This is a genomic window from Nocardiopsis sp. LDBS1602 (assembly GCF_035818715.1).
GTDB classification, from domain to species: domain Bacteria; phylum Actinomycetota; class Actinomycetes; order Streptosporangiales; family Streptosporangiaceae; genus Nocardiopsis; species Nocardiopsis alba.
Genome location: NZ_JAYLVW010000006.1, coordinates 206,495 through 223,224 on the forward strand (window position 1 = coordinate 206,495; position 16,730 = coordinate 223,224).

The 16,730-nt window shown below is 63.8% G+C and carries 7 protein-coding genes; 2 read left to right on the top strand and 5 right to left on the bottom strand.

The window, feature by feature from the left end; translation table 11 throughout:
- Positions 1-44: 44 nt before the first annotated feature.
- Both U9J66_RS19080 and U9J66_RS19085 read right to left on the bottom strand, forming a co-directional pair.
- Entirely contained in the window at positions 45-2,228 is a 2,184-nt protein-coding gene (locus U9J66_RS19080; RefSeq protein WP_326338295.1) for a LamG domain-containing protein, read from the bottom strand.
- Positions 2,229-2,703: 475 nt separating this feature from the next.
- Complete coding sequence (locus tag U9J66_RS19085) at positions 2,704-2,874, bottom strand: hypothetical protein (RefSeq protein ID WP_326338322.1); 171 nt, start codon at positions 2,872-2,874, stop codon at positions 2,704-2,706.
- A gap of 439 nt (positions 2,875-3,313) precedes the next feature.
- Here U9J66_RS19085 and U9J66_RS19090 point away from each other — a divergent pair, with 439 nt between their 5' ends.
- Positions 3,314-3,643 carry a hypothetical protein gene (locus U9J66_RS19090; RefSeq protein ID WP_326338296.1) on the top strand — a complete coding sequence of 110 codons (330 nt, stop codon included), beginning with the start codon at positions 3,314-3,316 and terminating at the stop codon, positions 3,641-3,643.
- A gap of 151 nt (positions 3,644-3,794) precedes the next feature.
- On the opposite strand, the gene U9J66_RS19095 is transcribed toward U9J66_RS19090, so the two are convergent.
- The 3 genes from U9J66_RS19095 to U9J66_RS19105 all read right to left on the bottom strand — a co-directional run bounded on the left by U9J66_RS19095 (position 3,795) and on the right by U9J66_RS19105 (position 14,464).
- Positions 3,795-4,205 carry a hypothetical protein gene (locus U9J66_RS19095; protein ID WP_148281672.1) on the bottom strand — a complete coding sequence of 137 codons (411 nt, stop codon included), beginning with the start codon at positions 4,203-4,205 and terminating at the stop codon, positions 3,795-3,797.
- Positions 4,206-4,305: 100 nt separating this feature from the next.
- Positions 4,306-10,737, bottom strand: coding sequence for an RHS repeat domain-containing protein (locus tag U9J66_RS19100; RefSeq protein ID WP_326338297.1), 6,432 nt, complete (start codon positions 10,735-10,737; stop codon positions 4,306-4,308).
- Positions 10,738-10,966: 229 nt separating this feature from the next.
- A complete protein-coding gene (locus tag U9J66_RS19105; protein WP_326338298.1) occupies positions 10,967-14,464 on the bottom strand; it encodes a LamG-like jellyroll fold domain-containing protein in 3,498 nt (1,165 codons plus the stop codon).
- A 438-nt stretch (positions 14,465-14,902) separates the two neighbouring features.
- Between U9J66_RS19105 and U9J66_RS19110 the strand changes: the two genes are divergently transcribed.
- A complete protein-coding gene (locus U9J66_RS19110; protein ID WP_326338299.1) occupies positions 14,903-16,699 on the top strand; it encodes a stealth family protein in 1,797 nt (598 codons plus the stop codon).
- The last annotated feature ends 31 nt before the right edge of the window (positions 16,700-16,730 follow it).

Sequence of the window (16,730 nt, forward strand, 5' to 3'; positions counted from 1 at the left end):
GGGCCGTTCGAACGCTTCAGAGGTACGTCGTCACAGGGAACGCGTCAGGACAGCGGAAGAGACCCCAACATCACCCTGGAGATGTCGCTTCTCAAAAGCGTTCCCTGGTAGAGGTGGACGTCACCGATATCGCCGGCCCAGGGGTCGGAGAGCTCCTCCCCGGACCAGGAGCCACCGATCGTCACCGGGTCACCTGTATGCAGGGCGCCGGAGACCTCCACCGACCCTTGTTCCACACCGTCGACGTAGAGGGTCACCCGTCCCAGGCTGTGGTCATAGGTGGCGGTCAGATGGGTCCATTCTCCGAGCCAAGCCCGGTGGGACGACCGGGCACGGTGCCATTCGTTCGCCCCCGTGCCATCCTCCGAGGCCACCTTCAGCACCCAGTCGCCACCACCCGGGGCATGCTCATAGCCGAGAGAGAAAGCGCCCTGGTCCAACACCGTGGAATCGTGGTCGATCTCGTCCAGCCGAACCCAGGCGGCCACGCTGTAGCTGCGGTCGGTTCGGATCGCCGGCCCTTCGGTGATCAGGTGTTCCCGTTCGGCCGCGTCCAGCCTCACACCGGGCGCGAAGATGGCGTTGTTCCAGGCCAGGTCCCACGCGGTCGACGGATCCGCTTTCAGGGTCGCGTCCAGATCGTGGTCGGAGGCGTCGGCCGCGATGGTCCCTTCAGTCTCGTCGAGCCTCCAACGGCCTTCGAGCGCGGCGGGCCGGTTGGCCAGCTCCCATACCTCGGAGCGTGCCTCCGCTCCGCCGACGAAAGGCTCGTCGAAGACCTTCCTGTTCCAGACACGGACGTCGTCGATCGCACCGGGCCACTGGTGGGTCAGGTCCCCCTCGTGCTTACCGCCACCCAAGAGGAGTTCACCCTCGGCACTCCAGGCACCGGCGTGCTCGACACGGGACCGCTCCACACCGTCGACGTACAGGGCGATCTCACCGCTGTCGGGGTCGTGGACACCGAGCAGATGGGTCCACACCCCGGTCTCCACCGGGGTCGTGGCGTCGGCGTAGGTCCACGTGGCGGGGTCACCATCGTGCGACGCCATCGTGAAAGTCCAGGCCTGGGCGGCATCGCCCTGGTAACCGAGGTGGAAACCGGAACCCGACTCACCGGCCTGGGCAACGGCGGTGGCGTTCCCGGTCGGCAGCTCGTCGAGGTAGACCCAGGCGGAGACCGAGAACGATCCGCTCGTGTCGACGACCGGTCCGTCCGTGGCCAGCATGGAGTTCCCACCGATCTGGGCGGCGGCGCCTTCGAGGCGGTAGGACCCGCCGGCCCGCGCTCCGACACGGCCGCGTGTCCAGTCCAGGTCCTGGAGCGCGGTGGCCGTGCGGCTCCGATCCATCACATCGGTGCTCGTGGTGCCCTGGCCCTCGTCCAAGGGGAAATACGCCACCGGGTCCGAGAGCGGTGCGACGATGAAGCGGTACACCGACTCACATACGGAGGAGTTGCCGTGGACATCGGTGGTTCGAGCGTGGATGACGTGGGGGCCGCTACGGACCGGGGTGATGGTCACCGTCGCGCTCGCGCCAGGCTCGTCCAAGGTGATCTTGGTCGAGCAGGAGGCGTCGTTGACGCTGTAGTGGTAGGCCGTGGCGGCTTCCACCCCGTTGTTGGAGAAGGTGAACTCCCCCGATCTACCGACCGAGCCCTGGACCCTGTCCCCCGCCGGATAGTCGGTGGAGGTCACCTCTGGCGCGGATTCGGGCTTGGTGGTGTCGATCTTGATGTAGCACCAGGAGGACCACGGCCCCCAGTCGGTCCGGTCGTGACCACGCGCCCGGTAGGCGATGAGTTCCTTCTCCGGAAGACCGCGCGCGGTCACCGGCCGGTAGGTGCCGTCCGGCCATGCCCGGACGGTCACATAAACGGAGTCGCCGGTGCCCAAAGGTTCGTCGGCACCGTCGATCTTCCACTCGAACCGGGACTTGACCTGCTGGCCGATCCGTTCGGAGTCCCTGTCCCGTATCTGGGCGTTGAAGGTGACGGTGGTGTTGTTGATCAACCGCGGCTGCGCGGGATCCGTCTGACACACACCCCCGAGGGAATCGGAGATGGTGGAGGTCTCCGGTCGCTCGGGCGGGTTGTTGGAGTTCGCGACCACCTCCGACTGCGCGTGTTCGACGGTATCGGCGCCCGCGGGGGGCGCGAGGCTCAAGGAGAGGACGAGAGCGCCGACGACGGAGATCGCCGCGGCGCGTGTGAAGGGCCGACGCATGGGGGATGCCTGTCCAGGTTCATGGGAGATATGAGAACCCAGCGCATGAAACTCGCCTCTGGGAACTGGCTCAGGACATTAGTCGGCATCTATAGGGCACCACAATCACTCGTTCCCCCGTCCCGACGAAAGTGGAACCGAGAACCACATCTGACGTGCGAGATCCTCATACCGACCACATCCGGCCACGTCAGCGTGTAAACCACATCGAACCCCACGATGTACACCCTCTCATCACCGCAGATGAACGCATGGTCAGATCCCCCTGACGGAACGTAGGAGAAGAAGTAGGCCCACCGACACTCTCGGCACCGTGCTCGGCAGCCCTGAGAGCACCGAGACGGCGGCCCCGACCACGATGACCCACCGCCATGCGGAGGACATTGCCGTCGACCACTGCCATCAAGTCCATCTGGAGCCCCACAGGACACCGCCTGGTGGGGATCCAGATTTACGAGTCAAACGACTACGAACCTCAGCACCCACCCAGGAACTCACGTACCGCCGAGACACTGGTCCGCCATTCGGAGATGGAATTTCCGTCTTCATCGACAGTGAGTCGTGGCCTCACCGAAGACCATGGCTCAAGAGGATTGAAGCCCCTCTCCAGCTCATCCAGGAAGATGATCGAGATGGCCCCAGGGATCGAGTCGAATCAACGACCGGAGCTCCACAGGTAGCCCCCAGGCCTGACCACTCCGTCCAGGATGGACTTGAATGCCACCGAATCGCTCTTCGCGTCGAAATTTCACTCGACCAAGATATCAATTTCTCCCACCAACCGCACCAACTGGGGAGAGTCGAACATCGTGCCATCATGAAGATCAACCCCCGCCAGAAAGGAATCAGATCAACGTGCAGCATGTTCACTTCGAGGCAAGCTCCGACCTCACTCCCCCACACACCAGCCGATGACTCTGATCTTCAAAATAGACCACAAGGCCCCTCGAAACTCTACTCCATTTTCATGGGACCGGATCTCTTACACCGAGCCGGCCCCGCGTGGACGAAAAATTCGCGTGGACCACGATGCCGTTCGTCGCTTGAGGTGAGTTCTAAGGCCAAGGGGGGAGACCATTATCAGCATGAATACACACGAGATCTCGATCCGCCATGACAGCTTGCTGAACGCCCTCCTCAGGGGAGTCCCCAAGAAGCCAGACGTAGCCGAGACCTCCAGCCATCATGCGCCCAGACACCGTCAGAAAAACAGAACTATAGCTCAACCATTCCCCCACAGGAAAGCAGGGCTCCTGAACCAGGTCAGACATCTCCTCAAAAAAAGACACACCCATGACATCCGCAGAGAATGGATCAACATTCAAGGGTTCATAATTTACAAAATGGGCATCTTCATTCTCAACAGGCCCAATAACGAGACCCCCAGCCCCCTCAGAAACTCCAAGGCAAATTGATTTTCAGGGTACCCCATACCACGCAGTTCGCCATACCAGGGTTCCGCATCCTTCAAAAATCTCCCCGAGTATCATCCAGCATCCTCCAGGGCACCCAGAGTATCGCTGCTCATTCTTCTAAAATCCAGCATGTGAACCTCAGTATGAAATATTAAACCCCAAACATCCCCCGCCCAGAAAAGGAAGCAGAAAAAGAAATAACTGAAACAATCAAAGAGAAAACTCCACTCGCGGCAACCAAAAGCAAAATGCCCATGTCAAAGAACGCAACCCACAAGCCGGACAACAAGAAAAGAATACAAAGAACCCAAACCACAGGAATTGCGAATCTAATTTTCCCTTGAACTCCAGGAAACCATTTTTCACCCTCAGGAAGAGTAATCATAATCCACATAAGGACAATCTGATAAGGGACCAGTAGCGCCAACCAGAGATGCGCACTGTAGCTCACGCCACCACCCCCTACCCCGAGACCAAGAGACATAACAAAGAAACCAACCAGCACCACCAAGGCCAACAGGGCAGAACCCAGAGAAATTCTAACCATGGAACTCAATTCCATCACTCTCCCAAACCAGACAAGTATCTGGGGCTTGACTAAACTTCAACCAAGCCCCAGACATAGCATCATCTACCAAAACCCGGCAACACATCAACCTTCATCAGCATTGCCTGATTGCTTCTATCTTGCCCACCACACTTCCTCGGTCAGCAGCCGCTGAATACCCTATACCTGCCCCACTCAAAGCCCCACTAAAAGCTCCAGTGATAGCACCCGCAGCAACTCCGGGCGGGCCACCTACGATACCTGCAATCGCACCGATCCCACCCCCCAAGTTTCCACCAATTATACCACCAACCCCAATTCCACCCACTCCATAAATAACCCTATACCTATATTCCATTCTGGTGGTACATATTTCTCTAGCCTGCTCCGAATTAATACCGCCTTGTCGCCCAAAACTCCCCGAACGGCCAATCCCCTCATCTATCTGGCCGCTACCTCCCAATCCCTTTCTTGGCCTTCCAGAGTGCACCAGTGGACCTTGGTAGAGGCCCAGTGGTTTGGCTTCTTCTCGACCGTTGGAAGGACCCAACTTCCGAGGCCCTTCCCCAACTACTTTGGAACGGCGTATGGCGGCCTGTCGGCGCCTTTCCGCCGCGATGCGGGCGGCTCGAGCGCGTGCCGCTCTCTGAGCCGCGGCCCTGCGTAGAGCGGCCGCTCTCATCGCCGCGGCCCTGCGCTGTGCCGCTCGGATACGGGCCATACGCGCCTGGGCCGCGCGGATGCGAGCCGCGCGGATCGCGGCCTGACGAATGCGGTGGGCGCGGATCGCCGCTTGACGGATACGCCAGGCACGGATCGCCGCCTGGCGAATACGGTAGGCGCGGATCGCGGCCTGACGCGCGCGCTGAGCGGCCCACGCGCGGGCTCGGGCGAAGGTCCTGCGCAGGAACAGACCGTCCGGGTCGGTGAAGGACACAGGGCTGTTGTTGGCGTAGGAGAACCCGTGCATCTGCTGGGAGTCACCAAAGTCGATGACCGGGTCCGCGGAGATGAACGAACCGAGTTCCTCGTCGTAGGACCGTGCGCCCAAACGGGTCAACCCGATCCCCTCATCGACGACCCCTCCGACGAAGCCGCGCGAGTTGGGCCAGGTGCCGCCGGCCGTGCCCCGGTCGATACCGAAAGCGGTGAACCGACGTCGAATCGACTCGCCTGTGACCGAGTCCAGGGCGAGCTGCCCCGTCTTGTGGTGATCGGAGAAGATCCAATGCACCTGACCCGTCGCGGAGCGGCTGGCAACGACCTCGTCGTTGTGCTCGTAGAACCGCGTGCCGTTCATCACGAGGTCGTTCTTGTGATAGGTGATCTCCGTACCGGGGAGGTAGAGGGTCACCGTGTTCCCGTCGTCCCGGAGGAGTCGTTCTCCTTCGGCGTCGTAGACGAACGAGGTCTTGTTCGTCCCGTCCCGGACCCCGACCAGCTGACCTTCGGCGTCCCACTCCAGGGTCTGGTCACGGTGGCCCGTCTTCCGGGAGACCATGTTCCCGGCCTCGTCGTAGGAGTAGGTGGAGGTGTTGTCGTCGCCGCTGCTCTCTCGCTCGGTGACCGCGTGGGGGCGGGCCTCTCCGGCTTCGGGACGGTGGAAGGTATTGACGACGCTGGAGTCGGTCATGACCCCGTGCCGGGTCTCGCCGGTCCGGTTCCCCAGAGCGTCATAGGTGTAGTCGTACCAGTAGGGTGACGCGCCGCCCACGTTGTCCGGAGAGGGGGCGGAGGCACAGGCATCCTCTCCCCTGTCCTTGGACGTCCATTCACTGATCAGACGCCGCATCTCGTCGTAGTCGAAGCACTGTACGTCGCTCTGCTCGACCGCGGTGGGTTCGTCTCTGATGCTCAGGACGTTCCCGGCCGGGTCATAGGAGTAGTGCTGCTCGACCAGACTGCCGTGACCGATCTCGTGGTGCACTCGGGCACTGAGCATCCGGTTGGTGGACGTCTCATAGGTCCGGGTCGACCAGGTCCTCTTGGGCGAGGTGGAACCGTCTCCGCGGTAGAACTCCCGTTGGAGCACCAGCCCCAGCTTGGAGTACACGGTGTCGTTGACGTAATAGAGCGACTCCGCCTCGGTCAGCCCTCGGACACGGGTGGGCATGCCCAACTCGTTGTAGCCATAGCTGACGATCTCTTCGGGGAGACCGCCCATCGCCGGGTAGGTGTTGGTCCGAATGGTCCCATCGGAGTTGTAGGTGGTCCGGAAGCGGTAGGTACCGCTCAACCCGCCGAGGTCCTCGTCCCGGGGGATGCCGATCGACGTCGCGGTCGCGCGCCCCAGCGAGTCGTAGGCGCCGACGGAGGTCGTGTACTCCTTCCCGTCCACGTAGCGGGTGGCCCGGGTCAGTTCTCCCTTCGCGACCGTGTCGAAGGTCCAAGAGGCCAGGAGGGGGCCGTCGGTGTCCCCCGCGTGCTGGGCGGTCTTGCGTCCCAGCTCGTCGTAGACGTGGGCGACCGTCTCACCGCGCGCGTCGGTGGTCGAGACGGGGCGGTCCGCGTCGTCGTAGACGAAGGTGGTGGTACCACGATCCGGATCGTCGGTGCGGATCTTACGCCCGCGCAGGTCGTAGTGGTTACGCCAGACGTTTCCGGCCGGGTCGGTCACGGTTTCGAGCTGACCGGCGGGTGTGTAGGTATAGGTCAGCGCTGTGTAGTCCGCGTCCGGACCGTCGCCCTCGTGCTGACGGAGCTCCACGGTCTGGCCGCGAACGTCCTTGATCGTGGTGGTGGGGATGGCACCTTCGGCCGGGGTGACCGATTGACGGTCCCCGCGGTCCTCCGAGACGGTCCGCCACATCTCTCGCCCACGGGAGAAGGTGATCACCTCGGTGGGCCGTTCGGCACCGTCGTACACCGTTTCGGTGTAGCGAGGGACACTGTCCTCGTTGGCGACCACGAACAGAGAACGGCCGGGATCCTCCTCATTGTGATAGGCGTGCCGTTCCTTCACCTCGAGCCCTCGGCTGTCCCGGAAGGTCTCCGAGATGACACGGCCACCACCGGGCGCGGGATCTTGGCTCTGACGCTCGCGCAACAGACCGTCGTAGATCTGGTACCCGGAGACGTACGTCCCGTCGTCACGTCGAGTATGTGTCACGACGACGGAGGGTTCCTCGTTGCTGATGTGGTATTCGAACCTCATGGCGGGGTCTCCGCCCTGGCCCCGTTGTTTGTCGGGGGTCCATACCTCGGTCAGACGCCCGAAGGGATCGTAGGCGAAGTCGGTCCGATTACCGTTGGCGTCGATCTCGGTGAGTGGAAGTCCACGACCGCCATCGTGAAGCACCGTCTCCGTATGTCCGAGCGGGTTGGTGGTCGTGACACTGGTCTCGTTCCCACCGGTGGTGTTCGACGCGTAGGTCGTCGTGGTCGTGTTCCCGAGAGGGTCGGTTTCGGAGATCGTACGACCGTAGTCGTCGTGTTCGCTCCGCTCCACCGTCTGATAGACGGGGGTGGAGCCGTCGTGGTCCTCGATCCTCTGTTCCTCGGTGGCCAGCCCGCGTGTGGGTGCCTCTCCGAAATCTCCTCCGTCGAAGAGGGTCCTCGTGTCGCTCAGAACGTCGGCGACGGTGGCCTCGGAATCACAGCCGACGGCGACCCTGCGGGTGCGGGACACCGCGTCCAGGATGTGCAGGGAGGTGTTGTCCGCGTAGGTGGTCTCGACACACTGGTCGTCGTCGGGGTCTCCCAGATCACCATGGTCATGGACTCGGGTGACCCTGCCCAGGGAGTCGTATTCGGCCGTCTCACGGGTACGCATCCACCCATCGTCGACCGCGGTGAACTGGGTGCTGGAGGCCATACCCGTCATGCGTGCCTGGAGTTCGCCCCAGGAGAAGCCGCGCTCACCGGTGACCCGGCTCCACGGCAGATTGATGGTCTTCTCGACCACGTCTCCACCAGGCCCGTTGAGGGTGGCCTCTTCGAGCTTGAACCCGTTGTACTGATTGTGGTCGGTGTGCTCTCCGCCTTCCGAGTCCGTGACCTTGACGTCACGGTTACCGTTCGGCAGCTTGTCCCCGTGCATCCCTCGAAAGAACCGATGCTCGGTCTGGGAGCGGGTCTGGTTCGAGACCCCTTCGGTGACGCGTACCAGTTCGTAGCCGCGCCAGTCGGACCAGGTCCGCTGCTTCTCCCGACTGATCCCGTCGGCGTCCCGAAAACGCCAGGCGGCGTCACCGACGTACTCATACGTCACGATGTCCTCGGGCTGGTCGGTGACCAGGTCGTGTTCACTGACCTGGGTCACCACGTACTTACGGAACCAGTCCGTGTACTCGCTCTTGCCGTCCGCAGTGGAGTTGATGACGGGGAAGCAGCGCGTGCCGTTCGCATGTGGTTCCGGCATGTCCCGCGGATCGCACTCACCGGAGGCGTAGCCGACGTCGATCCGCGAGCCGCTCTCGGTCAGGATCGAGGTGATACGCCACTTCAGCATGGGGGCGAAGCCGTCGTCTCGCGCGTCGACCCGGTTCTCGAACTGGGTTCCGCCGAATTCCAGGGTCGGCATCGTCTCGGTGTCTCCGACATGCCCCTTGTGGCTGATCGACTTGAGCCACAGGTCAGACGGGGTCCCATCGCCGGTCGCCGGATAGCTGTGGTCCAGTGTCCAAGAGTCGATGCTCTGGTAGGAGGAGCCGTCGTGGACCTGTGTGGTGACGGAATCCAGCTTCTTCCTGGACCAGAAGGTGGGGGCGAGCCTGTTGGTGCAGTTCTGCCCGGAATCGCAGTTCTGGTCGAACGGAGCGTCCGGCCAGTGGCGGGCGTTGGCACTGGTGAACTTGTCCGGAGCGCAGTCGAAGGAATCGGTGGGGATGCAGCGCTCGCTGACGGAGAAGTTCACTCGGGCCGGGGCCGTCGCGTACAGGTCGTCCGAACGCAGACCGTACTCGATACGCGTGGGATGGCCGCCACGATCGTAAGGCGTGGGCGAGCCCGCCTGCCCGTTACGACCGTAGTGGTTGCGTTCCTTGGCGTAGTAGAACGTCATGGCGTTGCCGAGGGGGTCGACCACGTAGTCGAGGTTCCACCTCCATCCCTGCTGGCACCAGGAATTCGCGAAGTTCGACCCGTTGCAGGGGTCTCCCGAGTCCCGTCCGTACACCGGAACGGTCCAGGTGGAGTTCGTCTCCGGGTTTCCACTCCGGTATCCGGGCAGTCGGTTCAACCCGAAGTAGTACTGAGTGCCGTCCGTAGTGGTGATCTTCCAGTGTTCACCGTCGTCGTCGCCGTTGGTGGCACCGGTGAGACGTTCGATCTTCGACGCGTCGTCGTGGCGCATGCGCCACGTGCCGTCCTCGCCCTGGAACATCTCGCCGGAGCGACCGTTCAGGGAGAAGATCGCGTTCTGATGCGACCAGCAGAGATCCCCGGTCTTCGCCGAATCCGGCTGTTTCTCGGCACAGGGGACATATCTACGCTCGATGAAGCCAGGGGTGTAGTTGAACCCCTCACCGATCCAGGAGGTCTGGTTATTGGACGAGGAGACCCGACCATCGACCGACCCCGACGAGTACGACAGCTCGACACTGGGTGTGAGGTCGCTCGCGACCGGCGGTGTGTCCATCGGGTAACTCCAGGAGAAGTCCCCTGTCTGGAGCCCCACCTCCCAACTGGAGGAGGCGGAGAGGTCGGTCGCCTTGTAGTCGCCCTTGTCTCCGTCACCGTCCGAGGCGACCGCGATAAGGGTCGAGCCTTCGGCCAGCAGTACCGTCGCGCCGACCTCTTGCAGAAGGGGGTCGTTATCGCTCTCGGTCACCTGAGGAGACGGTTCGGAACACGTGTCGTCCCCCTCCGAGGAACACGCGTCGACGGCCACGATGTCCAGACGGCCTCCGTAGTCCCCACCGTAGGCATGGGCGAAGTCGGAGTAGTCGACGGTGATGTCGATCGGCCCCGCCGCGGTCTCTCCGTCGGTCCGGGTCAGTTCGAGCAACAGCCCCGCGACGCCCGCGTCTTCGGCACGTTCCCTGCCGAGGACCTCGACCTGGATCGAATCCACGCTCGCCACGACCGGGGAGGTCTCTTCGGGCGCATCCTCCTGTTCCGTGAGGTTCTCTTCTACCCGTTCCTCTTCGAGAGGCTCGCCCCCCTCCGGAGTCTGCTCCCGACCTTCTTCGTCCGAGAACTCGTCGTCCTCGCTCTCGGTGGTGTTCACCTCAGGGCCGACATCCGGGTCCTCAGAGGACTCCGACCCTTCGGGGGCCTCCTCCGGCTCACTCCCTTCGACACCGAGCTCTTGAGCCCACTCCTCCAGTACCTCGTCCGACACCTGGGACACGGTGACCGGACCATCGCCCACGGGGACCCCCGCGCCGGGGTCCCCGAGATCGACGTCGGCCACCTCCGGGTCGGGCCACGCGGCGGTCAACGGTGCCGTCACGGCGGCGTCGACCACATCGCCCAGAGCCTCCGAGGCCTGGACGAAGGCCCCCTCGACATCGTGACCGTCGACCGACTCCTCGTCCTCCGTCTCAGGACGGACGTTGAAGGTGGTCGAGGAGGCCGGAACGGACTGCAACAGTGTTCCGACCATGAGAAGCGCCGTCACATAGGCGCCTGGTCCCTTCAAGAACCGGATTACACGGCTGTTGGCCATGGTCCGGGTCTCGGGGGGCTTGGGAGGATCCGCTTCCGATATGGCGGACCCTGGGCGGGGGTCTGGCACCTTGGGGGGTGTCTCGGACACGACGAACCTTTCTTATGGCGGCCCCGAAGGGCACCCGAAGGAGAGGTGGGGGAATCAGGTGGTGAACGGAGACCGCTCAAAGAGAGGGGGCCGGTGAGATACCTTCCATGACCGCTCGGATCTCGTCCTCGTCGAGAACCCCTTGGTAGGTGTGAACATCACTGAGGTCGCCCGACCAGGGGTCGAAGAACGACTTCTCGAACCGGGCTCCTCCGATGACGGTCTCCCCACTGGCATGCCAGGCATCGGAGACCTCGATCGCCCCTTGGCCGACCCCGTCCACGAACAGCTCGACCTCACCTCGTGTGTGGTCATAGGTCGCGGCCAGGTGTGTCCAACGCCCGAACTCGGCGGTCTGGTTCGACAGTGAACGGTGCCATCCACGAGCACCCGTGCGGTCCTCGGGAGGCAACTTCATCACCCAGTTGTCATAGTCCAGGGTGTGCTGGTAACCGAGATAGAAAGCGCTGTGATCAGTGCCGTTCTGAGCCACGGCCGTGGCGTTGTTCCCCACCTCGTCCAGACGCGCCCAGGTCGCCACGCTGTAACTGCGATCCGCGCGGATCGCGGGCCCCTCGGTGGTCAGGTGTTCGCGCTCGGCCACGTTCAGGCTCACACCGGGGGCGAAGGTCACCTCGTTCAGGGCATCGTTCCACGCGGTCAGCGGATCGGCGTGCAAAGTGGCGTCCAAACCGTGGTCGGAGGAGTCCGAGGCGATCGTCCCCTCCGTCTCGTCCAATCTCCAACGTCCTTCCAGGGCGATGGGTCGATTGGCCAGGTTCCACACCTCTGAGTTCTCACCATCGGTCGCGTAGGCGGCGTCATCGGTCAACACGCGATCCCAGACGCGGACGTCATCGATGGCTCCGGGCCAGAAATCGTAATAAGTACCTCGGTACTTGGCTCCACCGATCACGAAGGGGCCTTCGGCGTTCCAGGCCGTCTCCTGGATATGGGTCCCCTGGGCCACACCGTCCACGTACAGGGTCAAAGCCCCGTCCTCAGGGTCGTAGGTGCCGAGCAGGTGGGTCCAGACCCCTCTCTGGGCCCGTTCAGTCGAGAGCACTCGTTCGGAGATCGCGGTGGCGTCCCCGTCGTAGGGGGCCTGTTTGAAGATCCAACGACCACCTTGGGTGTGCTGATAGCCCAGGTAGAAACCGCTGTGCCGCTCACCGTCCTGAGCCACGGCCGTATAGGCCCGGCTCGGGTCGGTCTCGTCCAGCCTCACCCAAGCGGATACCGAGAAGGCCGAGTCCGTATCGATGATGGGGTTCTCGGTTCGAAGACGCTGACCACTGTTCGTGTCCAGGGCCGCCCCTTCGAGCCGATATCCACGACCGGTCGGCTCACCGACCCGTCCTCGTGTCCAGGAGATGTCTCCAGAGGCCGTGGCCGTGCGGTCCGTATCGACCGAGTCGACGGCGGTGTCCCCTTCTCCCTCGCCCAGACGGAAGTGGGCGACGGGGCCGCTCGGAGGCGCGGCGAGGAAGTAATAGGCCAGCTCGCATTCGGAGGAGTTCCCGTAGGCGTCGACCGTGCGGGCGTAGATCATGTTCGCGCCGTTATGACGAGGTGTGATGGGAACGGTCGCACTCGCGCCCGGGCTGTCCAGCCTCACCTCGGTGTTACAGGAGGTGTCATTGAGACTGTAGTGATACGCGGTGGCCTCTTCGACACCGTTGTTGTCGAAGGTGAAGTCACCGGAACGACCCACGCTTCCATGCGGGGTGTCATCGTTCGGATAGTCGCTGGAAGACACTCGCGGACCGGTATCAGGCTTGGTGGTGTCGATTTTGATCCAGCACCATCCGGACCAGGCGTCCCCCCAGGCGATCTGGTCATGGGCTCTGGCCCTGTACCCCAGAAGCCGGTTCTCCGGCAGACCGGAGACCGTGACCGCCCGTTCGGAACCGTTGGGCCAGTAACCCACATCGGCATAGGTGGAGTCCGCCTCACCGAGACGGTCGCCTTCTCCATCGGCCCACCAGGCGAAGCGGACCTTGAGCTTTTGACCGCCCCAGGCCGCACGGGCGTCATAGTCGCGAATGGTCGCGCGGAAGGTCGTCGTCGTGTTGTTGATCAGCCGCGGGTTGTCCTTGTCCGTCGAGCAGGCGCCCCCAAGGGAGTCGGACATACCAGCCGTACTCACCTGAGCGGGAGGGTTGTTGTAGTTGACCACGAGAACCGGGGGCTTGCTTCTCGTGTTGAACCTCCGCCACGCGGAGCTGCCCGACTCGTCACGTTCCTTGAGGCGCAGATAGATGTGGGAGACGTTGTTGTTCGCACCCCAGCGATAGGCCGCGGTGGCGTCGAACTCCACTCCGCTGGAGGCCGGGCAGGTCGCCCAGCCACCGCGCACGTTCTGAGTGTCCAGAACCCCGCCCTGAGTAGAGGGCTGGTTGTTCCAGGTGGTATTCCGGTTAAAGGCCCCCACCCGCTGTAGCTGAATATAGGAATTGCTGGTACAGCTATAGGCCCATTCGACCTCGGTCCTCAAGGTCGCGGAATTGATGACCGTGTTCGCCTGGTTGGTACGGGCCATCACAGTGAACTGGAAGAACGCCCGCCTTGTGTAGGTTCCCCCTTCGACCACCCGGCCGACACCCACGCTGGCCACCGACGGGTTGAAATAGCTCTGGTTGGGGAAGGCCCTGTCCACATAGGCCCAGTTGGGACGACTGGCGTTCACCGAGGGGTCGATATAGATCGGGAACTCGGTCGCCTCGTCCAACAACATCCCCTGGTCGGGGATCAGGCGGATACGGTCGACGTTCACCGAGGTCTCCAACAGTTCGACCTTCGAGGTGGTGAAGGGGCCGGCGACGGGGTCCTCGATCTCCACCGCTTCGGGATCCGCAGTCGAGTCCCACATGGCCGGCGCCTCGGCGGAGAACACACTCTGCCCCCCGTTGTCGCCCACGGCGTCGAGGTTGCCGTGTTCGTCCACGGTCATGGTCACACCGGTCGTGGACAGGGGCAGTTCCAGCTCGGCCAGCTCCGGAAGCCGAGCGGCCTCGGGGGTGTGCACCACCAGGACCTGGTTGAACCCCTCGGCCCCGGCCGTCAGAACCAGATCGACATCGGGCAGTACGTCCGCGTAGGTGGCCCGATCCCCTTCCAAGGTGGGTTCTGGGAGTTCCTCGACCCATCCCAGGGAAACACTGTTGGAGCCGATCCCGATCCGGGCCATGTCGGCGTCGCCGCCGCCGGAGAAACCGATCTCCATACCGGCGGCCCGTGGCCGCACGGTGCCGTCCTCGGCCTTGACCAGGGTCGTATCGATGTCCACCCAGCCATCGGCGGAACGGGTTCGCACCGGAAGCGCGGAGATCTCCGCGGTCAGTGATCCATCCGGGTTGGCCAGATGGCGGGTCTTCTCGTCGGTCAGCCCCGGGATCTCCACCGGTTCGCCACTCTGCTCGGCCAGAGCCAGAGCGTCGAACTCCTGCTGTTGTTCGGAATCGGACGGATCCGGTGGATCGGGTTCGGCCGCTACCGGCGGCGCGAACATCAGAGCGAGTACGAGGGCGCCGGCGGTGGAGACCGCCGTCGCACGGGTCAAGGAGCGACACATGGGGGATGCCTGTCCAGGGATGGGAAGGATATGAGGACCCGAGGACCGACGGTCGCGCCCAGGGGAACAACTCAGGACATTAGTCAGCGCCTATAAGCCGCCACAATCGAGCCCCTCTCCAGCCGGACGCAAGTGGAACCAAGAACCACACTTGACATGCGGAATCTTTATGCTGTCCACATCCGGCCACGTCAACGTGTAAACCGAACTGAAGTTCCCCGTTGAACGCCATCCCAGAAGACACCCGACCCCACTCTCATCTCGACAGATGAACACATGGTCAGAGACCCGCGACGGACCGTAGGAGAAGAAAAGGTCTCATCGTTCACCTTCGGGACAACGGATGATCCGATCCGCCCGTCCTCACTGCGGCCCGCGTGGAACCAGTCATCCATGGACTCCACCTTCGATGGCCCGACCACGGAAGGGGCGATGTCCATGTCGATGTCCTCTCGTATCAAGCGCACCGGAGAGCGTCTCCTGCCTCCGGCGACCCGGGAACGACGGGCCGCCGAGCAGCGGGAGGCCGACGCCCGCGCCGCCGAGGAACGACGCCTGGCCAAGATCGCCGCCCGCCGTCGGGAACTGCGTGAGAACGACCCCGAAGTGGCCCCCTTCGCCCTGGACGACGCCGAGTATCTGGGCCGGACGGTGGACCGTTTCACCTCGGTGGGCGCCTCCGCGCACAACCTCGCGCTGGTCACCGCCGCCCTCGAACACGCGGGGCTGGAGCACTTCCTGGTGAGGGGGCGCTCTCCGCTCCGGCACGTGGTGGGTCTGCGGCGGCGCGACCGCAAGCCCTTCCTGGACGCCATGCGCGAGCTGTACCGGAGCAGCGCGGTCTTCGCGATCAAACCCGGGACCGGAGGGGTCGTGGACTCCTTCTCCGCCTATGTCGACGGAGCCTTGGACGAGCGGATCAAGTCGGGGTTGATCATCCGTTTCGCCGAACCCCTGCTCTCCCCGACCGGCCGTGTACTGGGCGGCTTCGAATACGGCTGCGACGTGCAGTTCTGGCGTGATGGAGCCCGGCTGGCGGAGCGCGAGGACTTCGAGGAGATCCTGGGTCGTCTGCGAGTGCAGGCCCCGCCGGAGGTGCTCGCCGATTCCCTGGTGGCGCCCACCCGCAACAAGGTCGCCGATGTGCTGCCCTCCTCCCACAGGAAGCCGGCCACGCTGACCGTCGCCGGTCGAGAGCACCCCACCTTCGAGCCCTTCACCTGGAAGCTCACCGACGAGGTCGACTTCCCCATCGACGTCGTCTACACCTGGGTCGACGGCGACGACCCCGAGCACGCCGCCAAGCGCGCCCGTCATCGCGGCGAGACGGTCGGCGCCGACGGCCGCGCGGCCAACGCCTCCCGGTTCACCGATCGCGACGAGCTGCGCTACTCCCTGCGGGCGCTGGAGATGTACGCGCCGTTCGTGCGCCATGTCCACCTGGTCACCGACGACCAGGTGCCCCACTGGTTGGACACCGCGGCCGAGGGGATCACCGTGGTGGACCACCGGGAGATCCTCGACCTCGAAGCGCTACCGACCTTCAACTCGCACGCCATCGGTGCCCGTCTGCACCACATCCCCGGCCTCGCCGAGCGGTACCTGTACTTCAACGACGACGTGTTCCTGGCCCGCCCGGTGCAGGCCGAGAGGTTCTTCCACGCCAACGGCATCGCGCGGGTGCCCTTCTCCCCCTTCCAGTTCGGTATCGGGGAACCGGTGACGGGCGAACCCGCGCCGAATTCGGCCGGCAAGAACGTACGTGAGCTGTTCGCCCGGGACTTCGGCCGCCACATCACGCACAAGTTCAAGCACACCCCTCACCCGCAGATCCGGCGAGTGGCGTTGGAACTGGAGGAGCGTTACCACCGAGAGGTGGAGCGCACCACTCGTTCCCGTTTCCGGTCGTTGGAGGACGTGGGGTTCGCCGCGACCATGCACCACCACTACGCGATGTTCACCGGACGCGCCGTGCCCGGCGAGTACCGAATGCGATACGTGGACATCGGGACCCCGGACGCCACCGACAGACTCGCGGCCTTGGAGGCCGCCGAGGAGGTCGACTTCTTCTGCCTCAACGATGTCGCCACCCCGCCGGAGAGACGGGAGGCCGCGACGCGCATGGTCCACGACTTCCTCCGGGACCGTTTCCCGTTCCCCTCCCGCTTCGAGAAGGCGTCTTCCGACGCCTCCGTCACGGAGGAACCGGAGTCCCTGGCGGCCGTCCCCGTCTGACCGGGGACGGGGCCCGCCCCTGCCAGGACCG